The organism is Muricoccus vinaceus, assembly GCF_042433125.1.
In the GTDB taxonomy this organism is placed as follows: domain Bacteria; phylum Pseudomonadota; class Alphaproteobacteria; order Acetobacterales; family Acetobacteraceae; genus Roseomonas; species Roseomonas vinacea.
The window spans coordinates 31893-56508 of record NZ_JBHLVZ010000071.1 but is presented as its reverse complement, the minus strand read 5'-3'; the positions used below and the strand labels follow the sequence as shown (position 1 = coordinate 56508).

The 24616-nt window shown below is 69.7% G+C and carries 20 protein-coding genes; 1 reads left to right on the top strand and 19 read right to left on the bottom strand.

What is annotated here, in order from left to right:
• Nucleotides 1–34: 34 nt before the first annotated feature.
• From ntrX to dusB, 5 genes are all read right to left on the bottom strand, one after another.
• A complete protein-coding gene (ntrX, locus tag ACFFIC_RS20515; RefSeq protein WP_377053804.1) occupies nucleotides 35–1435 on the bottom strand; it encodes a nitrogen assimilation response regulator NtrX in 1401 nt (466 codons plus the stop codon).
• Nucleotides 1425–3635 carry a sensor histidine kinase NtrY-like gene (locus ACFFIC_RS20510; RefSeq protein ID WP_377053838.1) on the bottom strand — a complete coding sequence of 737 codons (2211 nt, stop codon included), beginning with the start codon at nucleotides 3633–3635 and terminating at the stop codon, nucleotides 1425–1427. The genes ntrX and ACFFIC_RS20510 overlap by 11 nt, the downstream gene beginning before the upstream one ends.
• A gap of 61 nt (nucleotides 3636–3696) precedes the next feature.
• Complete coding sequence (gene ntrC, locus ACFFIC_RS20505; RefSeq protein ID WP_377053802.1) at nucleotides 3697–5142, bottom strand: nitrogen regulation protein NR(I); 1446 nt, start codon at nucleotides 5140–5142, stop codon at nucleotides 3697–3699.
• A gap of 23 nt (nucleotides 5143–5165) precedes the next feature.
• On the bottom strand, nucleotides 5166–6302 hold the full coding sequence (locus ACFFIC_RS20500) for a two-component system sensor histidine kinase NtrB (protein ID WP_377053800.1): 1137 nt from the start codon (nucleotides 6300–6302) through the stop codon (nucleotides 5166–5168).
• 10 nt (nucleotides 6303–6312) lie between these two features.
• Nucleotides 6313–7458, bottom strand: coding sequence for a tRNA dihydrouridine synthase DusB (gene dusB, locus ACFFIC_RS20495; RefSeq protein WP_377053798.1), 1146 nt, complete (start codon nucleotides 7456–7458; stop codon nucleotides 6313–6315).
• Nucleotides 7459–7586: 128 nt separating this feature from the next.
• Between dusB and ispD the strand changes: the two genes are divergently transcribed.
• Nucleotides 7587–8732: a 2-C-methyl-D-erythritol 4-phosphate cytidylyltransferase gene (gene ispD / locus ACFFIC_RS20490; RefSeq protein ID WP_377053796.1), complete on the top strand. Its 1146-nt coding sequence runs from the start codon at nucleotides 7587–7589 to the stop codon at nucleotides 8730–8732.
• Here ispD and ACFFIC_RS20485 read toward each other — a convergent pair.
• The 14 genes from ACFFIC_RS20485 to ACFFIC_RS20420 all read right to left on the bottom strand — a co-directional run bounded on the left by ACFFIC_RS20485 (nucleotide 8710) and on the right by ACFFIC_RS20420 (nucleotide 24520).
• On the bottom strand, nucleotides 8710–9774 hold the full coding sequence (locus tag ACFFIC_RS20485) for an acetoin utilization protein AcuC (protein ID WP_456306957.1): 1065 nt from the start codon (nucleotides 9772–9774) through the stop codon (nucleotides 8710–8712). The two genes, ispD and ACFFIC_RS20485, sit on opposite strands and share 23 nt — an antisense overlap.
• A gap of 68 nt (nucleotides 9775–9842) precedes the next feature.
• Nucleotides 9843–11030 carry an acetyl-CoA acetyltransferase gene (locus tag ACFFIC_RS20480; protein WP_377053794.1) on the bottom strand — a complete coding sequence of 396 codons (1188 nt, stop codon included), beginning with the start codon at nucleotides 11028–11030 and terminating at the stop codon, nucleotides 9843–9845.
• Between the two features lie 70 nt (nucleotides 11031–11100).
• A complete protein-coding gene (locus tag ACFFIC_RS20475) occupies nucleotides 11101–11937 on the bottom strand; it encodes a flagellin (protein WP_377053792.1) in 837 nt (278 codons plus the stop codon).
• A gap of 160 nt (nucleotides 11938–12097) precedes the next feature.
• Nucleotides 12098–12865 carry a cold-shock protein gene (locus ACFFIC_RS20470; RefSeq protein ID WP_377053790.1) on the bottom strand — a complete coding sequence of 256 codons (768 nt, stop codon included), beginning with the start codon at nucleotides 12863–12865 and terminating at the stop codon, nucleotides 12098–12100.
• Nucleotides 12866–12947: 82 nt separating this feature from the next.
• Entirely contained in the window at nucleotides 12948–14195 is a 1248-nt protein-coding gene (locus ACFFIC_RS20465) for an NAD(P)/FAD-dependent oxidoreductase (protein WP_377053788.1), read from the bottom strand.
• Nucleotides 14196–14244: 49 nt separating this feature from the next.
• Nucleotides 14245–15036 carry an FAD binding domain-containing protein gene (locus ACFFIC_RS20460; RefSeq protein WP_377053786.1) on the bottom strand — a complete coding sequence of 264 codons (792 nt, stop codon included), beginning with the start codon at nucleotides 15034–15036 and terminating at the stop codon, nucleotides 14245–14247.
• A gap of 5 nt (nucleotides 15037–15041) precedes the next feature.
• Nucleotides 15042–15545 carry a (2Fe-2S)-binding protein gene (locus ACFFIC_RS20455; protein WP_377053784.1) on the bottom strand — a complete coding sequence of 168 codons (504 nt, stop codon included), beginning with the start codon at nucleotides 15543–15545 and terminating at the stop codon, nucleotides 15042–15044.
• A gap of 95 nt (nucleotides 15546–15640) precedes the next feature.
• A complete protein-coding gene (locus tag ACFFIC_RS20450) occupies nucleotides 15641–16678 on the bottom strand; it encodes an ABC transporter ATP-binding protein (RefSeq protein ID WP_377053782.1) in 1038 nt (345 codons plus the stop codon).
• Complete coding sequence (locus tag ACFFIC_RS20445) at nucleotides 16675–17688, bottom strand: ABC transporter ATP-binding protein (RefSeq protein ID WP_377053780.1); 1014 nt, start codon at nucleotides 17686–17688, stop codon at nucleotides 16675–16677. Before ACFFIC_RS20445 ends, ACFFIC_RS20450 begins: the two co-directional genes overlap by 4 nt.
• Before the next feature lie 4 nt (nucleotides 17689–17692).
• On the bottom strand, nucleotides 17693–18649 hold the full coding sequence (locus tag ACFFIC_RS20440; RefSeq protein WP_456306955.1) for an ABC transporter permease: 957 nt from the start codon (nucleotides 18647–18649) through the stop codon (nucleotides 17693–17695).
• The gene (locus ACFFIC_RS20435) at nucleotides 18646–19587 is read right to left on the bottom strand and encodes an ABC transporter permease (RefSeq protein ID WP_377053778.1); all 942 of its coding nucleotides are present in this window, start codon (nucleotides 19585–19587) and stop codon (nucleotides 18646–18648) included. Before ACFFIC_RS20435 ends, ACFFIC_RS20440 begins: the two co-directional genes overlap by 4 nt.
• A gap of 10 nt (nucleotides 19588–19597) precedes the next feature.
• The gene (locus ACFFIC_RS20430) at nucleotides 19598–21202 is read right to left on the bottom strand and encodes an ABC transporter substrate-binding protein (RefSeq protein WP_377053776.1); all 1605 of its coding nucleotides are present in this window, start codon (nucleotides 21200–21202) and stop codon (nucleotides 19598–19600) included.
• A gap of 133 nt (nucleotides 21203–21335) precedes the next feature.
• Complete coding sequence (locus ACFFIC_RS20425) at nucleotides 21336–22925, bottom strand: ABC transporter substrate-binding protein (protein ID WP_377053774.1); 1590 nt, start codon at nucleotides 22923–22925, stop codon at nucleotides 21336–21338.
• Nucleotides 22926–22936: 11 nt separating this feature from the next.
• Nucleotides 22937–24520: an ABC transporter substrate-binding protein gene (locus tag ACFFIC_RS20420; protein WP_377053832.1), complete on the bottom strand. Its 1584-nt coding sequence runs from the start codon at nucleotides 24518–24520 to the stop codon at nucleotides 22937–22939.
• Between the last annotated feature and the right edge of the window lie 96 nt (nucleotides 24521–24616).

Here is a 24616-nt window from a genome sequence, read left to right as displayed (position 1 = left end):
AGTCCGCTCGGGCGGCTCCGTTCACGCGACCCCTTCACGACACCGGCGCCCGGTCCTCGGCCTGCACGCCCAGGAACTTCAGCTTCCGGTGCAGGGCTGAGCGTTCCATGCCGACGAAGTTCGCGGTCCGGCTGATGTTGCCGCCGAAGCGCAACAGCTGGGCTTCCAGGTACTGACGCTCGAACAGCTCCCTCGCGTCGCGCAGCGGCAGGGTCATGATCTCGCTGGAACGGTCCAGCTTGAGCATGGCCGGGGCGGAGGAGCCGACCTCGGGCGGCAGCATCTCCGGCCTGATCGGGTCGGCAGGGCCGCCGGGAGCCATGATGAGCAGCCAGTCCACGAGGTTCCGAAGTTGGCGGACGTTGCCGGGCCAGTCATAGGCCTGCATCGCGGCCATGGCGTCCTCGCTGATCTCGCGCGCGGGAACGCCCGAGTTCTCGGCGGATTTCGCCATGAAGTGACGGGCCAGCGCCGGCACGTCCTCGCGCCGCTCGCGCAGCGAGGGCATGCGGAGCGGCACCACCGCGAGACGGTAGAACAAGTCCTCGCGGAAGCGCCCGGCGGCGATCTCGGCCGAAAGGTCGCGGTTGGTGGTGGCGGTGACGCGCACGTCCACCTTCACCCGCGTCGCGCCGCCGATGCGCTCGAACCCTTGCTCCTGCAGGGCGCGGACGATCTTGCCCTGGGTCTCCAGTGGCATGTCCGCCACCTCGTCCAGCAGCAGGGTTCCCCCATGGGCGCGCTCCAGCACGCCCTGTCGGCGGGGTTGGGCAACCGGGTCCGGGCCGCCCTCGACGCCGAACAGCTCCTCCTCGAAGCGGGAGGGGTTGAGGGTGGCGCAGTTCAGGGCGACGAAAGGCTCGTCCGCCCGGCGGGAGCGGGCATGGATGGCCCGCGCGGCCACCTCCTTGCCCGAGCCGGCGGGCCCGGTCAGCAGCACGCGGGAGCCGGTGGGGGCGACCCTCTCGATGGCGCTCCGGATCTGGGCGATCAGGGATGAGGTGCCGACCAGCTCCGTCTCGGAGCCGCCGCGCAGCTTGAGCTCGCTGTTCTCACGCTTCAGGCGCGCCGCTTCCAGGGCGCGCGCCGCGATCAGCAGCAGCCGGTCGGACTTGAAGGGCTTCTCGATGAAGTCGTAGGCGCCCTGCTGGATGGCCTGCACGGCCGTCTCGATCGTGCCATGTCCGGAGATCATCACCACCGGCACCCGCGGCTCCTCGCGGTGGATGGCATCCAGGATGCCGAGTCCGTCCAGCCGGGAGTTCTGCAGCCAGATGTCGAGGATGACCATGCTGGGCCGCTTCTGCCGGAAGGCGGCCAGGGCCTGGTCGCTGTTCGCGGCCTGCCGCACCTCGTAGCCCTCGTCGGCCAGAATGCCGTCGATCAGGGCCCGGATGTCGGGCTCGTCGTCCACGATCAGGATGTCATGCGCCATGGCGCAGCATCTCCGTTCCTCGTTCCTGCAATCCCTGCGGCTCCGACAATCCCTGGACCAATCCGTTCTGAGGCAGCGTCAGCGTGGCGCGGGCGCCGCCATCCGAACCGTCCGCGAGCGCCAACCCACCCCCATGGTCCTCCATGATCTTCTTCACGATGGCAAGCCCGAGCCCCGTCCCCTTCGTCTTGTGGGTCACATAAGGTTCCGTGAGCCTGTCCCTCTCGCCGTCCCCGGGCAAGCCCACGCCGTTGTCCTCCACCGAAAGGTGGAGCCACCCCTGGTTGGTGGACACCTCGAGCGTCACCCGCCCGCCCGCCTCGCCTTCCGGCCGCATGGCAATGGCATCGGCCGCGTTCTGCAGGAGGTTCGTGAGCGCCTGGTTGATCAGCCGCCGGTCACAGCGCACGGGAGACGGGGTGTCGGGCATGCGCAGCTCGTACTGGATCGCCGGATGGGCATCGCGCTGGAGCACCAGGGCCTCCCGCACGAGCTGGGCCGGGCTTTCCGGCCGCATCACCGGCTGCGGCATCCGGGCAAAGGCCGAGAACTCGTCCACCATCCGCCCGATGTCGCCCACCTGCCGGACGATGGTGTCCGTGCAGGCCTTGAAGGTGTCGGGATCGTCGGTGATCTGCTTGAGATAGCGTCGCTTCAGGCGCTCGGCGGAGAGCTGGATGGGGGTCAGGGGATTCTTGATCTCATGGGCGATGCGCCGCGCCACGTCCGCCCAGGCGGCGGTGCGCTGCGCCGAAAGCAGGGCGGTGATGTCGTCGAAGGTCAGCACGTAGCCGGAAAGCCCGCCCGCGTCGAACTCCGCGCCGATGCGCGCCAGAAGCGTGCGGCGGCCGGAAGGGCCGGGAACCGGGATCTCCTCCGTTCTCGCGCGTTCGGGAGTCGCGGCGGCCGCGGCCAGGAAGGCGCGGAACTCGGGCACCACCTCGTCAAGCGGCCGGCCCACCGCGGCCTCCAGGTCCTGGCCGAGAAGCTCGCTGGCGGGGCGGTTGGGCAGGTTGATGCGGCCGTCGGCATCAAGGCCGATCACCCCGGCCGAAACGCCGGCCAGCACCCCTTCGGTGAAGCGCCGGCGGTCGTCGAGCTGGCGGTAGGCCTCCAGGAGTTCGCTCCGCTGCGCGGCCAGCTGGTTGGTCATGCGGTTGAAGGCGCGCGACAGGCTGCCGACCTCGTCATCCGCGCGCCCCTCCTCCACGCGGAAGGAAAGGTCGCCTCCCCTCACCCGCTCGGCCGCATTGATCAGGCGGGAGATGGGGCGTGCGATCTGGTTTGCCATGACCAGGCCGATCAGCACCGCCGCCAGCAGGACCAGCAGCGTCGCGATGGCGAAGATCAGCACGAAGGTGATCTGCAGACCCGATCGGTTCTGGTCGAGCTGGTCGTATTCCTGGAAGGCGAGCTCCGTCCGCTGCATGTGCTCGATGATGGAGGGGTCCATCGGACGGTTGATCAGCAGCATCAGCCCGGGATCGATGTCGAGCGCGACGAGACCCTGCACCCGGCCTTCCTCTCCCTCGGAGGCAAGCACGGCCACGTCGCCCTGGCGGGCGATCTCCATGGCCCAGGCCGGCGGCGGGTCGATCACCAGCGCGCTGCCGAGGCCGGCGCTGGCGATGACCCGGCCCAGCACGGGCTCGAACACCGTGGCTTCCGTCAGGCCACGCAGCGCGGTGTGAGTGGTGAGCACGCGGCTGAAGCCGATGGTGTTGTCGGGCAACATGGTGCCGGCGCGGTTCAGGTCCGCGGCCATGGCCAGCGCATCGGCGCGGATGGTGTTCCGGTTCTCGTCGAGATAGGCGCGGGAGGCGACCAGGCTGGCCTCCAGCGTGTCGCGCACCTTGTCCCCGAACCAGGCCTGGATGCCCAGCTGGAAGAACACGGCGGCGAAGACCGCCACCAGCAGCGCCGGCACCACCGCCACCACGCCGAACAGCATCACGAGCCGCACGTGCAGGCGCGAGCCCGCGCTGCCCCGCCGCCGCTCCGCCCAGACCCGCACCAGCCGCCCGGCGAGGCTGGCCAGCAGCAGCAGAACGATCGCCGCGTTGACGAAGATCAGGACGGCCGTCTGCGAGGCGCTGGCGGGCCCGAAGGGATTGCCGCCCGAGAGCACCGCGAAGGAGGCAATGCCCACCAGCAGGGCGCCCACGGCCAGGGCCAGGGTCATCACCCGGCCCAGGAGCATGTCCGCGAGTCGCCGGGCCAGGCGCACCGGCTCGCGCCGCGCGCGACTCACGGGCGGGCCGTCACGACAGGCCGCGGACCACCGGCAGCTCCAGCTCCCGGATCTTCTTTCTCAGCGTGTTGCGGTTCAGGCCGAGCATGGCGGCGGCCTTGATCTGGTTGCCGCGGGTGTTGGCCAGGGCCAGCCGCAGCAGGGGCCGCTCCACCTCGGCCAGCACGCGCTCGTAGAGGTCGCGCACCGGCAGCCCGTCCCGCTGGGCGCTCATGAAGGTGGCGAGGTGCCGCTCCACCGCCTGCTCCAGCGTTTCGGCGCTGGCGGGAGCGGCCTGAGCGCCCGGACCCGGCTCGGCCTCGGCCAGCTCGGCCGCCACCGCGTCCTCGCCGATCACCTCCTGGGGGTACAGCGCGGCGAGGCGCCGCATCAGGTTTTCCAGCTCGCGCGCGTTCCCGGGCCATGGGTGCGACTTCAGCCGCTCCACCGCCCCGTTGTCCAGCGACTTGGAGGGCAGGCCGGAGGCCTTAGCCCGGTCCAGGAAGTGCCGGGCGAGCAGGGGAATGTCCTCGGCGCGTTCCCGCAGGGGGGGCAGGCGGATGGGCACCACGTTGAGGCGGTAGAAAAGGTCCTCGCGGAACAGGCCTTGGCGGATGGACTGGCGGAGGTCGCGGTGGGTTGCCGCCACGATCCGCACATTCGCCTTGATCGGGGTGCGGCCGCCCACCGTGGTGAACTCGCCCTCCTGCAGCACGCGCAGCAGGCGGGTCTGGGCCTCGGAGGGCATGTCCCCGATCTCGTCCAGGAACAGCGTCCCGCCCGCCGCCTGCTCGAAGCGCCCGACACCGCGGGACATGGCGCCTGTGAAGGCGCCTCGCTCGTGGCCGAACAGCTCTGCCTCGATCAGGTCGCGCGGGATGGCCGCCATGTTCACGGCCACAAAGCTGCCGGAACGGCGGCGGGAATAGTCGTGCAGGGCGCGGGCGACCAGCTCCTTGCCGGTGCCGGACTCGCCCGTGATCATCACGGTCAGGTCGGTGGTCGTGAGCCGCGCGACGGTGCGGTAGATCTCCTGCATGGCGGCGGAGCGGCCGACCAGCGGCAGGCGCTCCTCCTCCGGCTCCTGCCCCTCCTCTTCCGGCTGGACCACCGGCGCCGCCAGCGCCCGGCCGACGAGCGAGAGCAGGTCCTTCAGGTCGAAAGGCTTGGGCAGGTAGTCGAAGGCGCCGCGCTGGGCGGCCTTCAGGGCGGTGGCGAAGGTGGACTGGGCGCTCATCACCACCACCCGCAGGTCCGGCCGAACCCGGCGGATCCGGGGCACCAGGTCTAGCCCGTTCTCGTCCGGCATCACCACGTCGGTGATGACCAGATCCCCCTCCCCGTCCTCCACCCAGCGCCACAGGGTGGCGGCGGAGGAGGTGGCGCGCACGTTGTAGCCCGCGCGTCCCAGGGCCTGCGCCAGGACGGTGCGGATGGCGCGGTCGTCATCCGCGATCAGAATGGTGCGTTCGGTCATCTTTTTTCTTGGTGAGGCCGCGTTCAGGCCGGCTGGCGCAGGCGGGCCGGAAGGGCCGCCGCGCCACCGGTCGGCGGGGTCGCGAGGGAAAGCCGGAAGGCCGTGCGGCCCGGCCGGCTGTCACACGCAATCAGCGCGCCATGATCCGCCACCAGCTTGGCCACCAGCGCGAGGCCGAGCCCCTGCCCGCCCCGCTTGGTGGTGATGAAGGGCTCGAACAGGCTCGCGCGGATGTCCTCGGCGATGCCCGGGCCGTTGTCGCGGACGCTCACCTCCAGCGGCAGGTGCACCCGCTCCAGCGAGCCAGGAATCGCGAGGCGCACGCCGTGGCGATAGGCGGTGGAGAGAACAATCTCCCCTTCCCGCGGGTCCACCGCCTCGGCCGCGTTCTTCACGAGGTTGAGCAGGATCTGCACGAGCTGGTCGCGGTTGCCCCAGACCGGCGGGAGGGAGGGGTCGTATTCCTCGAGGATGCGCAGATGCGCGGCGAAGCCAGTGCCGGCGATGCGGCGCACATGGTCCAGCACCTCGTGGATGTTCACCTCCTCCCGCTCCAGGGGGCGCTCGGAGAACATGTCCATGCGCTCGACGAGGTCACGGATGCGGTCCACTTCGTCCTGGATCAGCACGCAGAGCTCGCGATCGGCCTCGGAGGCGGCCTGTTCCAGAAGCTGGGCCGCTCCCCGGATGCCCGAAAGCGGGTTCTTCACCTCGTGCGCCAGCATGGCCGCCATCGCGCTGGCGCCCCGCGCCGCGCCCCGGAAGTTCAGCTGGCGGTCGAGCTTCTGCGCGGTGGAGCCGTCCTGCAGGGTGAGCAGCACGGCGCCCGGCATCTCCGGCAGGGGCGCGCCGCGGACGGCCACGCCGTCCCGGTGGATGCGGGGGGAGTGCAGGTTCAGGTCGTGGTCGGACACCGGCGCGTCGGCGGCCCGGACCTGTCGAACCAGGGCCGGCAGGCGCGAGTCCTCCGGCAGCAGGTCCGTCAGCTGCATCTGCTTGAGGCTGGCCGAGGAGATCCCGAAGAATAGCTCAGCCGCCGGGTTGGCGAAGCGAAAGCGCTCCTCGGTATCCAGCAGGACCACGGGCACGGGAAGCGCGGACAGCAGGTGCATGCTGCTGGGCAGACCTGCGAGGCGAAGGGAATCTTGGCTATCGGGCATGGTGCCTCCGTCAGGCGGCAAGGTCGGCTGGATCAGCCATCCTGGCGGCGACATCGCCGGCGGTGCCCTCGGGCGCCGCGCGGCCGGCGTCGCGGAACATGTCCCTCACGCCCTCCACCCCCGCGTCGAGGAGCGGCTGGTAGAAGCCCTCGATCGCCGCCAGCGCTTCCTCGACGGTGTCGGCTGCGTTGATGCGGACGCGGAACTCGGCGCTGCCGGGCAGCCCGCGCGAGTACCAGGCGACGTGCTTGCGGGCGAGGCGCAGGCCGGGGTTGCTGCCGTGGTGGGAAAGCATGGCCGCATAATGGTGCATCAGCGTGGCGTGCTGCTCGGCTAGCGGCGGAACCTCGGGCATGACGCCCGTCGCCAGGTAATCGGCAACCATCCCGGGCAGCCAGGGACGACCATAGGCGCCGCGGCCGATCATGACGCCGTCCGCGCCCGACTGGCGCAGCGCCTCGGCGGCGTCGAGCGGGCCCAGGATGTCCCCGTTCACGATAACGGGGATGGAGACCGCCGCCTTCACCCGGGCCACGAAAGCCCAGTCCGCCGTTCCCGTGTAGAGCATCTGCCGGGTGCGCCCGTGCACCGTCACCATCCGGATGCCGCAGGCTTCCGCGATGCGGGCGAGGTTGGGGGCGTTCAGGCTCGAATGGTCCCAGCCCATCCGCATCTTCAGCGTCACGGGCACGGAAACGGCGCGCACCATCGCTTCCAGGATGCGGGCGGCCTTGATCTCGTCGCGCATCAGGGCACTGCCGGCCTGCTGGCCCACCGCCACCTTCTTCACCGGGCAGCCGAAGTTGATGTCCACCAGCGCGGCACCATGGTCCACGGCCAGGCGCGCGGCCTCGGCCATCACCTCCGGGTCGCAGCCGGCGAGCTGCACGCTGGCGGGGCCGCCGAAGCCGTCCACTTCCGCCATCTTCAGGGTCTGGCGGTTCTCGCGCACCATTGCCTGGCTCGCGATCATCTCGCTGACAACCATCGGCGTGCCGAGGCCCCGCGCCACCTGCCGGAAGGGAAGGTCCGTCACGCCCGACATGGGGGCCAGGATCACCGGCCGTTCGATGCGGATATCGCCAAGCACGATGGGGCGCAGCGGCGGCCTGCCCTCGGGATGGGCAGCCTCTCGGTGGCTCGCGGGTGTCTGCATGGGCAAGTGCCTATCAAACGGGCAGCCGCGCGGTCAAGCGGCATCGCGTTTCCCCCTGCTGGGCGGCGGCGCCCGCTGCGGCTAGGTTCCGCACGCCCCATCGGGGCCGCTTTGGAAGGGATGGCTGAATGCGGGTGGCGGCGTTGCTGATGGCAGCCGGACGGGGAGAACGCCTTGGCGGCGCGGAACCCAAGCAGTTCCTGCCCTTGCTCGGGCGCCCCGTGCTGCGCCACGCCGCCGAGGCGTTGCTGCGAGACGGGTGCGTCGACCTGCTCCAGCCGGTCTGCGCCGAAGCGGAGCGCGGGCGGGTGGATGCCATGCTTCAGGGACTGCCCGCCCGCCCGGCGGTCACGGGCGGGGCGACCCGCCAGGCCAGCGTGCATGCCGGGCTGGAGGCGCTGGCCGGCGACGCGCCGGAGCTGGTGCTGGTGCATGACGCGGCGCGGCCCTTCCTGCCGCCCGGCATGGTGGATGCCGTCGTGGCGACGCTGTCGGAAGCGGAGGGCGCGATCCCGGCCCAGCCCGTGGCCGACACGCTGAAGCAGGCCGAGGAGGGCACCATCCTGCGCACCGTCCAGCGCGACGGGCTGTTTCGCGCCCAGACGCCGCAAGGCTTCCGCTTTCCCCTGCTGCTCGCGCTGCACCGCCAGGCCGCGCCGGGGGCGACGGACGACGCGGCCCTTCTCGAGGCGGCAGGGCACGCCGTCCGGCTGGTGCCTGGCTCAGAAGCGAACGTGAAGATCACCCTGCCCGGTGATCTCGAACGAATGGAGGCCTCGATGCTCCCCCAGATGCTGCCGCGAGTCGGCACCGGCTTTGACGTGCATCGCCTGTTGGAGGGGCGCCCGCTGTTCCTCTGCGGGGTGGAGGTGCCGCACGCCCTGGGCCTGGACGGTCATTCGGACGCCGATGTGGGGCTGCACGCCCTGTGCGACGCGATCTACGGCGCACTGGCCGAGGGCGATATCGGCCGCCACTTCCCACCCAGCCAGGTGCAGTGGAAGGACGCCGACAGCGCCGCCTTCCTGCGTCACGCCGCCGGGCGGATTGCCGCCCGAGGTGGGGTGCTGGCCAATGCCGACGTGACGCTGATCTGCGAGCGGCCGAAGATCACCCCGCATGCCCCGGCCATGATCGCGCGGGTGGCCTCGCTGCTCGGGGTGGATGAGGGACGGGTGTCCGTGAAGGCCACCACGACCGAGCGTCTCGGCTTTCCCGGAAGGGAGGAGGGGATCGCAGCCCAGGCCGCCGTCAGCCTGCTGGTTCCGGCGTAGCGGGTTCCGGAAGGCCTTCCAGTACCGCCTCGCAGGCGGCCACGACCTCGGCCCGCAGCGACCCGGGCCGGGGGCTGTCGATCAGCGTGGTGAACCAGTGCTCGGGCGGACGGCGCCCGGCCGCACGGTCCCAGGTAAGGGCCCGCAGCACGGCCTCGGCCTCAGGGGGGAGATGTTCGGGCATGGCGCGGCGATCCAGCGTCCCCCAGACGGCGGCCCAGCACCGCGCCACGGTCCAGGGATTGTAGCCTCCTCCCCCCGTGACGATCAGGCGGGGCGCTTGGTCCCGCAGCGCGGCCGCCACCGCGGCGTGAGCGTTGTTGGAGAGGGAAAGCCGGGCCAGCGGATCCTCCTCCAATGCGTCGGCGCCGCACTGGAGCATGACGGCCGCCGGGCGGAGATGGCGCAGGATCGGCAGGATGGCCGCGTGCAGCACGTGGTCCATCTCCGTGTCGTTGAAGCCCTGCGGCACGGGGATGTTCCGGGCGTACCCGCCGGCACGGTCCTCCAGCCGCCCGGTGAAAGGCCAGCGCCCGGCCTCGTGCACGGACAAGGTGAAGACGCGCGGGTCCTTCCGGAAAGCCAGTTCAACGCCGTCCCCGTGATGGGCATCGATGTCCACGTAAAGGATGTTGGTCAGGCCGAGATCCAGCCATTCCAGCAGGCCCAGGACAGGGTCGTTGATGTAGCAGAAGCCACTGGCGCGGTCGGGCAGGGCGTGGTGCGTGCCGGCGCCGGGCACGTGCGCGATCCCGCCGCCGCGGGTGAGTCTAGCGGCGAGGATGGCTCCCCCCGCGCTGGTGGCTGGCCGGCGGAAGACCTCGCGGTACACGGGATTGCCGTGGGCACCGAGGTGGTGCCGCTCCCTCACCTCCGGCGAGACGGCCTGATCGGCCTCCGCGCGGCGGAGCGCCGCCACGTAATCGGGCGTGTGATAGCGCGTGAGCTGCCCCTCCGTCGCCAACGGGCTGTCGAGGTAGCGCGCCGGGTCAAGCCAACCGAGCGCACGCACCAGGTCCAGCATGGCCGGCACCCGGGGAATGGCGAGGGGGTGCCTGGGGCCGTAGGTGGAGCCGCGATAGATCTCTGAGCCGATGAGGAGCGGTTTCCTCAGCGCAGCCGCTCCAGAATCGAGACGTAGTTGGCCACCGCCGCGCCGCCCATGTTGAAGACTCCACCGAGCGTGGCGCCCGGCACCTGCATGCCTCCCGCCTCTTCCGCGAGCTGCATGGCGGCCAGCACATGCATGGAAACACCCGTGGCTCCGATCGGATGTCCCTTGGACTTCAGGCCGCCGGAGGGGTTCACCGGCAACCGCCCGCCCTTGGCGACGGTGCCATCCAGCACGGCGCGAGCCCCCTGCCCTTCCGGCACCAGCCCCATGGCCTCGTAGTCGATCAGCTCGGCGATCGTGAAGCAGTCATGCACCTCCGCGAAGGAGAGGTCGGCGACCCCGATGCCGGCCGACTCGTAGGCGCGCCGCCAAGCTTCGCGCGCGCCCTCGAAGCGGGTGATGTCGCGGGCGGAGATCGGCATCAGGTCGTTCACCTGCACCGCCGCGCGGAAGCGGATGGCCTTCCCCATGGCGGCAGCCGTTCCGGCATCGGTCAGCACGAGCGCCGCCGCCCCGTCCGAGACGAGGCTGCAATCCGTGCGCTTCAATGGGCCGGCCACGATGGGGTTCCGCTCGCTCTCGGTGCGGCAGAACTCGTAGCCGAGGTCCTTGCGCATCTGGGCGTAAGGATTGTCCACGCCGTTGCGGTGGTTCTTGGCCGCGATGGCAGCCAAGGCGTCGGACTGGTCGCCGTGTCGCTGGAAATAAGCATCGGCGATGCGGGCGAAGACACCGGCGAACCCCGCGGGAATGTCACCTTCCTCCCGCCGGTAGGCGCAGCCGAGCAGCACATCGCCCACCTGGGCGCCAGGAATGGCGGTCATCTTCTCCACGCCGACGACCAGCGCGAAGCGACCGCGCCCGGCCGCGAGGAAGTCCATGGCGCCATGGATCGCGGCGGAGCCGGTGGCGCAGGCGTTCTCCAGCCGCGTTGCCGGGCGGAAGCGGAGCTCCGGAACGGACTGCATCACCAGGGAGGAAGGAAAATCCTGCTTCTGGAAGCCGCCATTGAAATGGCCAACGTAGATCGAGTCCACGTCGAGGGGGTCGATGCCGGCATCCTCGATCGCCGCGCGGGCGACGCGGCCGATCAGCGCTTCCGCATCCGGCGCGTCCTCCAGCTTGCCGAAGGGCGTGTGGGACCAGCCCACGATGCAGGCGTCCTGCGCGGCGAAGCCGTTCATAGCCCCTATCCTCCCATGTTTCGGAAGAAAGATAGGGTGGCCTGCGCCGATCCGGAATGGGCTCGAAGGCCTAGCCGCGGAAGAGGCTGAGCAGGCCCTGCGGCGTCTGGTTGGCGATGCCGAGCGCCTGGGTTCCGAGCTGCTGCCGGATCTTCAGGGCCTCCAGCCTCGCGCTCTCCTTGGCCAGGTCGGCATCGATCAGGGAGCCGAGGCCTGTGTCGAGCGCATCGAGCTTCTCCTTGTTGTAGCCCATCTGCGCGTCGAGATAGTTCGAGTTCGAGCCGAAGGTGTTCAGCGCGGTGTTCACTGCCGTCATCTTGGTCACGAAATCGCCGTTGGCGGCGAGCGCCGTCGCGGCGGCCGCGGCATCGGTCGGCGCGGCGGCGACCACGAGCGTGGAGGCGCCCTCCACCGCGACGAGGGTGAAGAGCGTGGCCTGTTCGTTGCGGGTTGTGGCGATGTTGCCGCCTCCCGAAGCGACGGTGGTGGTGAGCAGGGTGCGGCCGTTATAGGTCGCATCCTGGACGAAGTTGGTCACCTGGGTGCGAAGTGAAGTGTACTGCGCCTGGTATTGGGTTCGCTGGTCGTTCGAAAGCGTGCCGTCAGCCAGCTTCACCAGCACGCCGCGGATCTGGGACATGGTCTCGGAAACCTTGTTCAGGCCCGCGAGGGTGGTGTCCAGGATGCCTTTCACGCTGCCCATCTGCTCGTTGGCGGAGGTGAGGCCCGCGATGTCCGCACGGACAGTCTGGGCAACCGCAAAGGCTGCGCCGTCATCCTTGGCGTCCGCCACGCGATAGCCGGTCGAGACACGCTTCTGCGTCGTCGCCATCGCCTCGTTGGTGCGGTTCAGCGATTGCAGCGCGACCTGCGCGCCGATGTTCGTGTTGACTGAATTCGTCGCCATCGGGGTCTTCCCTTCGCGTTGGCGGGTTTCCCGCCCTGCGGCAGAGAATGGGCAGCCGACGTGAAGGAATGACTAACGCCCGCAGGCGGAGGTGAAGGAGCCGGAATCAGAAAGCCCCGGCACGGGGCCGGGGCTTTCCATCATCGGCCGAAAGGCGCGATCAGTCGCCCTTGTACTGCACGGCCTGGCGGCCGCGCTGACCATCGCGAACGTCCAGCGCCACCTTCTGGCCCTGCTGAACATCGGTCACGCCGGCACGCTGCAGCACGGAGGAATGCAGGAACACGTCCTGGCCACCGTCGTCCGGGGTCACGAAGCCGAAGCCGCGCACCTGGTCGAACCACTTCACGGTGCCGTTCACGGCATAGGTCGGACCACCTTCGTCACGGCCGAAGTCGCGGCGCGGCGGACGGTCACCAAAGTCGCGGCGCGGCGCGCCAAAGCCACCACCCGCCGGGGCACCGAAACCACCACCACCGCCGAAGTCACGGCGCGGGGGAGCACGATCGCCGAAGCCACCGCCGCCGCCGAAGTCACGGCGCGGGGGAGCACGATCACCAAAGCCACCACCGCCGCCGAAGTCACGGCGCGGCGGACGATCCCCAAAGCCACCACCACCGAAGTCACGGCGCGGCGGACGATCCCCGAAGCCACCGCCGCCGCCACCGGAACCGCCGCCCGGACCGGGCTTCAGCTCAACAATGCGGGTAACCAGACGCCGCCCCTGACGGTCCGTACCGATTTCGCAGACGAGCTTGTCGCCCGTGTCAGCCGACTGGATGCCGGCCTCAGCCATTGCGGATGCGTGGAAAAAAACGTCCTGCCCATCGGGACCGAGCACAAAGCCAAAGCCCTTGCGGCCGTTGTACCACTTCACCTCAGCCTCTACGGGCCCGGTGCCACCCTGCGATTCATTCTCGGGGAACACTGTATCTCTATTTCCGCAAACCTGTCGGCCCGACGGGATGCAGGACCGGTATCCTCATGCTGGCACGGCCAGACAAGGAATGCTAGGTGAATCGTCGAGGATTGTAAGGCGCGAGATCGACCGGCGGTGCCACGCCTGCCGCAAGGGCTGCTGCCACCTCCCCGCTGAGCGGTCCACTGGCCAGCCCCACATGCCCGTGCCCGAACGCCAGCACCACATCCGGCGTCGCACGCGCGTGCCCGAGGCAGGGCAGCCCGTCCGGCATGGAGGGGCGGTGGCCCATCCAGAAGGACACGCCGTCTTCCGGAAGATTTCGCGGCAAGGCCGGGAACGCGCGCAGGAGGTGATCCCGAAGGATGCCGGCGCGGCGCCAGTCGGGCACCGCTTCCAGTCCGGCGATCTCCACCTGGCCGGAGACACGCAAGCCTGCGCGGGTGGCGGTGATGGCCATCTTTCCATCAGACGGCATCACAGGAATCCGCGGCCCGGTTTCTGCGCCACGGACAACGGCGTGATAGCCGCGCTCGGTTTCGAGCGGAACGCGCGAACCGGCCGCGGCGGCGAGGGCCTTCGACCGCGCGCCGGCGCAGATCACGGCGCGGTCCGCGAGGATTTCCCCCTGCCCCGTCAACACCGCCCGCAACCGCCCGCCCTCTACCCGGAAGCCGGTCGCGGCCGCGGCGCGCAGCACCGCCCCCTCGGCGGTGGCTTGGGCAACCAGCGCCGCGACATAGGCACCCGGGTCGGTGCAATGGCCACCTTCCTCGAACAGGGCGCCGAAGCCGTAGCGGCGGTCCAGTTCAGGCTGGAGCTGTCGCATCTCCTCCGGCCCGATCTCCTTCCAGGAAAGCCCCACGGCGCGGCGGATGCGCCAGCCCAGGCCCTCGGCCTCGTAGTCCTCGCGCGTGGGATAGACATACATAAGGCCGTCGCGACGGATCAGCCCCGCCACGCCCGCGCGTTCGGCCAGCGCCTTGTGCAGGGCGGCGGTGTCGCGCAGCAGCGGCCGCAGGGCCTGGGCCGTGCGGAGAACCCGGTCCTCCGTCGCGCCAGAACGCAAATAGGCCAGCAGCCAGGGCAGGACGCGCGGCAGGTAGGACCAGCGGATCGCCAGTGGCCCGAGCGGGTCGCGCAGGAAACCCGGCACCTTGCGCCACAAACCCGGCACGGCCGGCGGAATGACGGACATGGGGGAAAGCCAGCAGCCGTTTCCGAAGGAAGCCGCCTGCTCGCCGCCGGGGGGGCCGGGATCAAGGATGGTGACGCGAAAGCCCCGGTCCAGCGCCGCGAGTGCGGTGCAGGCGCCCACGATGCCGGCGCCGACGACCACGAGATGGGCTCCGGCTGGAGCGGGGGCCGACGGAGCGGCCCCCACCAGATCAGCCGGCATCAAGAATGGCGCGCTTGGCCATGACAGTGACGAGATGGGCGCGGTACTCGGCGCTGCCATGGATGTCGCCGTTCAGCCCATCCGCGGACTGGCGGATGCTGGCGACGGCATCGGGCGACCAGTTGGCGGCAAGCGCCGCCTCCATCTCCGACTGCCGGAAGACACCCGGGCCGGCGCCGTTCACCACCACCCGGATGCCCGCCGGGCCGCGGGCGACGAAAACCCCGGTCATGACGTAGCGGGAGGCCGGGTTGCGCATCTTCGCATAGCCGGCCTTCTCCGGGATCGGGAACTCGATGGCGGTCAGGAGTTCGCCGGGCTCGAGGGCGGTGGTGAACATGCCCTGGAAATAGTCGTCCGCCGCGATCCGCCGCCGGTCCGTCACAAAGGTGGCCCCGAGCGCGAGCGCGGCGGAGGGATAGTCCGCGGCCGGGTCGTTGTTCGCCAGCGAACCGCCCATGGTGCCGCGGTTGCGGACCTGGGTGTCGCCGAGGTGCCCGGCCATCCAGGCCAGCGCCGGAATGGCCGCCTTCACCGCCGGGTCGTTCTGGATCTCGTTGTGCCGGGCCATGGCGCCGATGACGATCCGGTCGCCTTCCCGCCGGATGCCGCGAAGCTCCGCAATGCCGGACAGGTCCACCAGGGCGGAAGGATGATCCAGCCGGTGCTTCAGCGCCGGCAGGATCGTCTGCCCGCCGGAGATCGGGCGGGCGTCGGGATCGGCCAGCAGCCCCACCGCCTCCGCAACCGTGGAGGGCTTGTGATAAGCGAAGTCGTACATGGGGATCAGACCTCGGCCGGGGCGAGGGCGTCGCGGCGGCCTTGCATGACCTCCTGCGCGGCCGCGATCGCCTTGACGATGTTGTGGTAGCCCGTGCAGCGGCAGAGGTTGCCCTCAAGCCCCTCGCGGATCTCCTGCTCACTCATGCCCTGCGGGTGCTTGTGCACGAGGTCCACGGCGGACATCACCATGCCCGGCGTGCAGAAGCCGCATTGCAGCGCGTGATACTCGCGGAAGGCTTCCTGCATGGGGTGCAGCGTGCCGTCGGGAGCGGCCAGCCCCTCGATGGTGGTGACGGTGCTTCCATCCGCCTGCACGGCCAGCATGGTGCAGGCCTTCACGCTTTCCCCGTCCACATGCACGACACAGGCGCCGCACTGGCTGGTGTCGCAGCCCACATGGGTTCCGGTGAGGCGCAGCTTTTCCCGCAGCAGCTCCACCAGGAGGGTGCGGCCCTCCACCTGCACGCTCTGCTGCTGGCCGTTCACCGTGAGGCTGACATTCGGCATATTCGGCTCCCGCTCGGATCCCCTGAGGGGACCTCCATGGCCAGAAAGGTCGCGCGGCACCCCCGGTGCGTCAAGCGAGGTCCCCTCCTCACCCCCTAATGAAGGGGGGAGATGTCGCGTGCCAAGGGGTTCTGATCCGCCGGGAGGTCGTGGAGGTGGCAGGCGGCCGTGTGGCCGGGGCTGGTGGGCTTGAGGAGTGGCTCGTCCACCCGGCAGCGGTCGAAGACATAGGGGCAGCGGGTGTGGAAGCGGCAGCCCGTCGGGGGGTTGATGGGGCTCGGCACGTCACCCTTGAGGATGATGCGCGTGCGCGCCGCCCCCGGCTGAGGCACCGGCACGGCCGACAGCAGCGCCTGGGTATAGGGGTGCTTGGGCGCCGCGAAGAGCGACCGGCGGGGCGCCACCTCCACGATCTTGCCGAGATACATCACGGCCACGCGGTGGGTCATGTGCTCCACCACCGCCAGGTCGTGGCTGATGAAGAGCAGCGCGAGGCCGAGCTTCGTCTGAAGGTCCTGCAGGAGGTTGACGATCTGCGCCTTGACCGAGACGTCGAGCGCCGAGACCGCCTCATCGCAGATGATCAGGTCGGGCTCGGCGGCGAGCGCGCGCGCGATGCCGATGCGCTGGCGCTGCCCGCCGGAGAACTCGTGCGGCCAGCGGCCGATCGCGTCGCGCGGAAGGCGCACGGTATCCATCAGCTCGGCCAAGCGCCGGTCGAGGTCCGCACGGTCCTTGGCCAATCCGAAGTTGCGGATCGGCTCGGCCAGGATGTCGCGCACGCGCATGCGGGGGTTGAGCGAGCTGAAGGGGTCCTGGAACACCACCTGCACCCGCCGGCGCATGGGCCGGAGCTGACCCTGGCGGAGTGTGTCCACCCGCTGGCCATCCAGCACCACCTGCCCGGAGGTGATGTCGAAGAGCCGCAGCACCGCCTTCCCCACGGTGGACTTGCCGCAGCCGGACTCGCCGACAAGGGACAGGGTCTCGCCCTTCGCGATGTCGAAGGAAACGCCGTCCACCGCGTAAACGTAACCGGTGACGCCACCCAGCAGTCCCCCGCGAAGGGGAAAGTGCTTCTTCAGGTCGTCGACGCGCAGCAGCGGCGCGGTCGTGGTCAGGCTGGCGCTCATGCCGCGAGGCGTTCCTTCTCGGCGTAATGGCAGGCGGCGACGTGGTTCGGGGCCTTGGGTTCCAGGGCGGGCGCCACGGCGCGGCAGAGATCGGTCACCTTCGGGCACCGGCCGGCGAAGACGCAGCCATCGATCCGCTGCTTGAGGCTGGGCACGAGGCCCGGGATCTCGGCAAGCCGCGACTGCTCCCCGGTGAGGGAGGAGCCGAGCTTGGGCACGGCGCCGAGCAAGCCCTGCGTATAGGGATGCTTGGGGTTGGCGAAGAGCTCCTCGACCCGAGCCTCCTCCACCTTGCGGCCGGCATACATCACGATCACCCGCTCGGCGACCTCGGCCACCACGCCGAGGTCGTGGGTGATCAGCACGATGGCGGCCCCCACGCGGTGCTTGAGGTCGCGCATGAGGTCGAGGATCTGCGCCTGGATCGTCACGTCGAGCGCCGTGGTCGGTTCGTCCGCGATCAGGAGCTGCGGGTTGCAGGCAAGCGCCATGGCGATCATCACGCGCTGGCGCATGCCGCCCGAGAGCTGGTGCGGGTACTCCTTCACGCGCCGTTCGGGCGCGGGGATTCCGACCAGCTTGAGCATCTCCACCGACTTCGCCTCGGCGGCCTGCTTGCTCAGCCCCTGGTGCAGCCGCAGCGTCTCGCCGATTTGGCGGGCCACGGTCAGCACCGGGTTCAGCGAGGTCATGGGCTCCTGGAAGATCATGGAGACCTCGTTGCCGCGGATGGCGCGCATCTCGGGCTCGGAGAGCTTGACTAGGTCCTTTCCCTGGAAGCGGATCTCGCCGGCGATCTTGCCGGGAGGCTCGGGGATCAGCCGCAGGATGGACATGGCGGTGACGGACTTGCCGCAGCCGCTCTCGCCCACGATGGCAACCGTCTCGCCGGCGTTGACGTGAAACGAAAGCCCGTCCACCGCGCGGTTCACGCCATCGGGCGTGCGGAAGTGGGTCTGGAGGTTGCGGACGTCGAGGAGGGGCGCCTCTGCCCCGGTATGCTGCGACATGGGGTCAGACCTTCTTCGCCATGCGGGGGTCGAGCCAGTCGCGCAGGCCGTCGCCGAGCAGGTTCACCGCGAGCACCGTCAGCGAAAGGAAGATGGCCGGGAAGAACACGATGTAGGGCTTCACCTGCCAGAGCGCCCTGCCCTCCGCCATGATGTTCCCCCAGGAGGGGATGATGGGCGGCGTACCGGCGCCGATAAAGGACAGGATGCTTTCCGCGATCATGGCGCTGGCGCAGATATAGGTCGCCTGCACCGTGAGCGGCGCCAGCGTGTTCGGCAGGATGTGGCGCACGATGATCCGGGGGGTGGACGTGCCCGAGGCCACGGCCGCGTCCACGTAAGGCTGCTCGCGCAGGGACAGCACGACGCCGCGCACGAGGCGCGAGACGCGCGGCACCTCGGCGATGGTGATGGCGAGGATCACGTTCCCGACGCTGCCCCGCGTCAGCGCCATGAGAGCGATGGCCAACAGGATGGAGGGGATGGACATCAACCCGTCCATGATCCGCATGATGATGGCGTCCGCCCAGCGGACGAAGCCCGAGGTCAGGCCGATGGTGAGCCCGATCACGGAGGAGAAGAAGGCGACCGCGAAGCCGACGATGAGCGAGACGCGCGCCCCGTAGAGCACGCGCGAGTACACGTCCCGCCCCAGCATGTCCGTGCCGAACCAGTACATGGCCGAGGGTTCGCGCGTGCGCCGGGCGGGCGCGAGCGCGGTCGGGTCCACGGTCCAGAGCAGGGGCGCGAGCACCGCCATGGCCAGGATCAGGATCATCAGCCCGCCGCCGATCGCGATGGTGGGGTTGCGGCGCAGGAAGCCGAGGAAGCCGTGGCGGGGCTTCACGGGCGGCAGAACGTCCGGAAGGGGCGGCGCGGCCGCGACGTCCTCCGCCCGGAGGGCGGCCCGCGGCAGGGTGCCGGGCTGGAAGGTGCCAGGGCCGAAGGTTGAGGTGCTCAATACCGGATCCTCGGATCGAACAGGGTGTAAAGAAGGTCGATCACCAGGTTCACCAGGACATAGGTGAAGGAGAAAAGCAGGATCACCCCCTGGATCACCGGGTAGTCGCGCCGGAGGATGGCATCCACCGTGAGCCGGCCAAGGCCGGGAATGGCGAAGACGCTTTCCGTCACCACCGCGCCGCCGATCAGCAGGGCGACGCCGATGCCGATGACGGTGACGATCGGCACCGCCGCATTCTTGAGCGCGTGCAGGAACAGGATGCCCGGCTGCCCCACGCCTTTGGCGCGTGCAGTCCGGATGTAGTCCTGCTGCAGGACCTCCAGCATGGTCGCGCGGGTGATGCGGGCGATGAGCGCGATATACACCCCGCCCAGCGCGACAGACGGCAGGATCAGGTTCTGCAGCCAGGGCCAGACCCCCCGCTCGATCGGGGTGTAGCCCTGCACCGGCAGCCAATCCAGTTCCAACGCGAAGACATAGGCCAGCACGTAGCCCACCACGAAGACCGGCACGGAGAAGCCCAGCACGGCGAAGCCCATCACCAGCCGGTCGATCCAGGTGCCCTGCTTCCAGGCCGCGATCACGCCCATGGGCACCGCGATCCCGATCGCGAGGATCAGGGTGATCACCATGAGCGAAAGGGTAGGCTGGATGCGCTGCGCGATCATGGTGCTGACCGGCAGGTTGGTGAAGATCGAGGTGCCGAGATCGCCCCGCATGATGTTCCACGCCCATTCGGCGAAGCGGACGAGGTATGGGCGATCCAGGCCGAGGCTGGCCCGGATGCGCTCCACGTCGGCCGGCGTCGCTTGGTCGCCGGCGATCACCGCCGCCGGGTCGCCCGGCGAGATGTAGAGAAGGCTGAACACGAAAAGGGCCACCACCGCCATGACGGGGATGGTGGCAACGATCCGGCGGAGCGTGTAGGCGAACATGCGTCTCCCCTTAGCTCTTCGACACGCCCCAGAAGAAGGGCAATGGCCCCTTCACGATGCCCGACACGTTCCGCCTCCAGGCCTGGTAGGACAGAAAGAAGCCGGTGGGCGCGTAAAGGCCGAAATCCATGGCTTCCTTGTTCAGGCGGTCCATGGCCGCCTTTTCGCCGGGCAGGTCGGGGGCGGCGAACCAGGCGTCGCGCGCGGTTTCCACGGCGTCGCTCTTGGGCCAGCCGAACCACGCTCCGTCACCGTTCGCGCGGATCGCGGTGTAGGCGGCCGGGTTGATGCAGTCCGCGCCGGCGTGCCAGGTGTGGAAGATGTGCCAACCCCCCTGGGCGGGCGGGGTCTTGAGCGCGCGGCGGGAGCCCACCGTGCCCCAGTCGGTGGCCACGAAATCCACGGTCATGCCCATCCGCTTCAGCAGGTCGGCCGAGACGTCGCCGAAGGCCTTGGTGATTGGCTGGTCCTGGGCGACCACGATGGTGATCGGCTCGCCCTTGTAGCCGGCCTCGGCCAGCATCCGCTTCGCGGCGTCGTAGTCGCGCCGGCCCTTCAGGATCTCGCCGCCGGCCTCGGAATAGATGGATGTGCCCGGGGTGAAGAAGCTCGGCAGGGTCTTCCAGAGATTCCTGTCCTCCCCGACCAGGGCCTGCATGTAGTCCTCCTGGCTCATCGCTTGCAGCACGGCGCGGCGCGCCCGCACGTCGTTGAAGGGCGGGTGCAGGTGATTCATGCGGAAGGAGCCGATGTTGCCCAGCGGGTCCGCGATGTCGACCATGATGTTGCGGTTGCGCTTGAGCGTGGGCACCAGGTCGGTGATGGGGTTCTCCCACCAGTCCACCTCTCCGTTCTGTAGCGCGGCGGCCGCAGTGGCGGGATCGGGCATCACGATCCACTCGATGCGGTCCACCATGGCCCGCTTGCCGCCCGCGAGCCAGGAGGCGGGCTCGTCGCGCGGCACGTAGCCCGCGAACTTCTCGAACACCGCCTTGGCGCCCGGCACCCACTCGTTGCGCACGAAGCGGTAGGGCCCGGAGCCCACATACTCGCCGATCTGCTGAAAGGGATCCGTCTTCGCGATGCGTTCCGGCATGATGAAGGTGCAGGGCGCGTTGTTCTTCGCCAGCGCCAGCAGCATCTTGGGATAGGGCGCCTTCAGCGACCAGCGGAAGGTCCGGTCGTCCACCGCCACCAGCTCGTTCTGGATGGTGAGGATCATCTGGCCCATCGGGTCGCGCACGGCCCAGCGCTTCAGGCTGGCGACCACGTCCTTCGAGAGCACGGGCGTGTCGTCATGAAAGCGCAGGCCGCTGCGGAGGCGGAAGGTCCAGGTGAGGCCGTCGGGCGTGACCTCCTCGCTCTCCACCATCTGCCGCTTCGGCTCGATCCGCTCGTCCACGCCGTAAAGCGTGTCCCAGACCAGGGCCGCGGCGTTTCGGACAACGTATTGCGTGCCCCAGATCGGGTCGAAGTTCGCGAGGTTGGCCTGTGGCACGAAGCGCAGCGTCCGCGCCGCCGCGCCCTGCGACAGGGCGGGCGCCGCGACGCCGGCCATGCCGAGGCCACCCGCGGCGAGCCCGGGCCCTACCTTCAGAAACGACCGACGATCCATCCTCAAACTCCCGATCCGCGGCCGGCCTTCGCCGTGCCTCCTAACCCCATGGGCGCCAGCCTGCCGCAGAACGGCTTGCAGCGCCACCTTATCGACCCGCGCCAAGCACGGGCCGTGCCAGAACAAGCCGCTCTCAGGCCTTGGCGATGTTCCAGAACACCGTGGTGGGGGAACGGAAAACCCCCGTCACGTTGCGCCGCCAGGCGCTCGGCTGCCAATAGTAGCCCAGAGGCACATAGGGCATCACCTCCATCGCCCGCGCGTTCAGGGCGGCGCCGATGCGCTTGCTTTCCGCCTCGTCCGCCGCGTCCAGCCAGCCCGTGCGCAGTTCCTCGATCCGGTCGTCCTGCGGCCAGCCGAACCAGGCGTTGGGCCCGTTGGCCCGCAGGAAGAGGTGGATGGTCGGCACGCCCAGGTCGCTGCCGGAGGAGGTGGTGTGAACCACGCTCCAGCCCCCCCTCTCCACCGGCTCCCGGCTCGCCCGGCGCTGCACCACCGTGCCCCAGTCGGCCGAGACCACCTCCACGTTCAGCCCGATCCGCTGCATCAGGTCGGCGGTGACGAGGGAGAGCGCGTTGATCTGCGGATAGTCGCTGGGCGCGATCAGCACGACCTTCTCCCCGGCATAGCCGGAGGCGCGCAGCGCAGCCCGGCCGCGCTCCACGCTGCGGGTCCGGAGGACGGCGCTGCCCTCCTCGCTCGCGAGTGCCGTGTTGCAGGTGAAAACCCCCTCGCACACGCCCCATCCCTTCGGGTCGTCCCCGGCCACGGCCCGGAGGTAATCCTCCTGGTTCACCGCCATGGCCACGGCCTGCCGCACGGCCATGCTGTTGAAGGGCGGGTGCAGGTGGTTGAAGCGCAGCACCCCATAGGTGCCCTCCAGCAGCCGCTGCTCCACCACGAGGTCGCGCGAGCGCCGCAGCAGCGGCAGCAGGTCGTGCAGCGGGTATTCCCAGTAGTCCTGCTCCCCGTTCACCATCGCCGAGGCCGCGGTGGCGGGGTCGCTGATGACGGTCCATTCCACCCGCTCCAGACGCGGCACCCGCCCGCCCGCGAGCCCGTCCGGGGCTTCCTGTCGCGGCTGGTAGGCATCGAAACGGCCCCAGACGGCGCGCTGGCCCGGGTTCCACTCGTCCGCCAGGAACCGGAAGGGACCGGAGCCCGTGGCGTCACGGATCTGCTGGAACGGATCGGTGGCCGCGATCCGCTCGGGCATGACGAAGCATGGGTTCTGGCTCTTGCCCATGGCAAGCGCCAGGAAAGGAAAGGGCTTCTTCAGGCGGAAGCGGAAGCGCCGGTCGTCCAGCGCCGACAGCTCGTCCACCGGGGCCGACAGCACCTGCCCGAAGGTGTCGCGCACCATCCAGCGCCGGATGCTGGCCACGCAGTCCCGCGCGCGCACCGCCTCGTTGTCGTGGAAGCGCAGGCCCGGGCGCAGGGTGAAGGTCCATTCCCGCCCGTCCTGGCCGATCTCCCAACCCTCGGCCATCTGCGGCCGCGGGGTGTTCGCGGCATCCACGGCGCAGATCTGGTCATACACCAGGTAGGCGTGGTTGCGGGTGACCACGGCGGTGGTCCAGACGGGGTCCAGGCTGGTCAGGTTGGCTTGCGGCACCACCCGCAGCGTGCGCGCGCCCGCACCCTGGGAAAGGGCGGGGCCGGCAAGGTGGCTCGCGGCGGCCGCGGCCGCCGCTCCCTTGAAGGCGTCACGGCGGCGGATCATCGGCAACCTCCTCAGGCGCGCTTCAGGTTCCAGAACAGGGCGAAGCCTGGCACGCGGTCGCGCAGGTCACGCCGGATGGCGGTCAGCGACTTGTAGGAACCCACGGGAATGTAGGGCAGCTCGTCCATGGCCACGCGCTGCATCTCCCGCGCCAGGCGCTGCTGTTCGGGCAGGTCTGGCGCCACGAACCAGGCATCGCGCAGCGTCTCGAGCTGAGGAATGTCTGGCCAGCCCGGCCAGGCGCTGGTGCCGTTTCCGCGCAGCGGGAAATGCGCGGAGGGATCGACGAAATCGAAGGAGGAAAAGGAGGTGAGGATGATGCTCCATCCACCCTTGTCGAGTGGCTCGCGGCTGGTGCGGCGTTGCACCGTGGTACCCCAGTCCGTCAACACGATGTCGGCGTTGAAGCCCAGGCGCCGGACGAGGTCGGCGCAGACCTGGGTCATGGCGGCGGGCGCCAGGATGTCGGTGGGCCCAACCAGCCGCATCGGCTGGTTGGAATAGCCGGCCTCCCGCATCAGGGCCTTGGCGCGGTCCAGGCTGCGCGGGCCGTTCAATGCCTCCATGCCGACATCGTTGGCCAGCGGCGTGCCGGGCGTGAAGACCCCGGCCTTCTCCCAGAGGCCGGGCTCGGTGCCCACGATCGCCTGCATGAAGTCGGCTTGGTCGATCGCAGGCAAAAGGGCCTGGCGCATGCGCTTGTCGTTGAAGGGCGGATGAAGATGGTTGAAGCGCAGGATGCCCGTGAGCGGCAGGGGGTCGATCGCCTCGATCGCCAGCGCCCGATTGCGCCGGAGCAGCGTCTGCAACTCGGGCGGCGGTTGCTCGAACCAGTCGATCTCCCCGCTCTGCAGCGCCGCCGCCGCGGTGGAGGCGTCGGTGATGATCTGCCACTCGACCCGGTCGAAATGCACGGTCTTCGGGCCAGCGGTCAGGCTCGGCATCCCGGCAGGCGTCGGGCTGTAATCGGGGTTGCGCTCGTAGACAACCAGGCTGCCCGAGTTGAACTCGTCCGCCTTGAAGCGAAAGGGGCCGCTGCCGACCGTTTCGCGGATCTGCTGGAAGGCATCCGTTGCGGCGATCCGCGCCGGCATGATGAAGGCCGGGCTGTTGCTGACCTGCGCCAGTGCCGGAAGCAGGAAGGGAAAGGGTCGCTTCAACCGGAACACGATGCGGCGGTCGTCCGGCGCGGAAAGCTCGTCCACGAACTCGGCCAGCTTCTGCCCGGAGGGCGAGCGGCGCATCCAGCGCCGCAGGCTGGCCACCGCATCGGCCGCCCGCACGGGCTCACCATCATGGAACTTAGGGCCGCTGCGCAGGGTGATCGTGACGCGCCGTCCGTCCTCCTCCACGGCGTGCCCCTCGGCCAGCTGCGGCTGCGGGCGGAACTGCGCGTCCATCCCGTAGAGATTGTCATAGACCATGTACCCGTGGTTGCGGGTGATGTTCGCGGTGGTCCAGATCGGGTCCAGGCTGGTCAGGTTGGCCTGCGGAACCATCTTCAGCACGCGCGCCCGGGCAGGCTGAGCCAGCGTGGGCATGGCGGGAAGCGCTGCCGCCGCACCGGTGGCCCTGAGCAATCCGCGACGGTCGATCATGCATCCGGTTCCCTGCTGTCGGGCGCATGACAGCAGGGTGGGGGGCGGCAAGGCAAGCGCCCCTGCATTCCGCCCCCTGCCGACGGAGAGTGC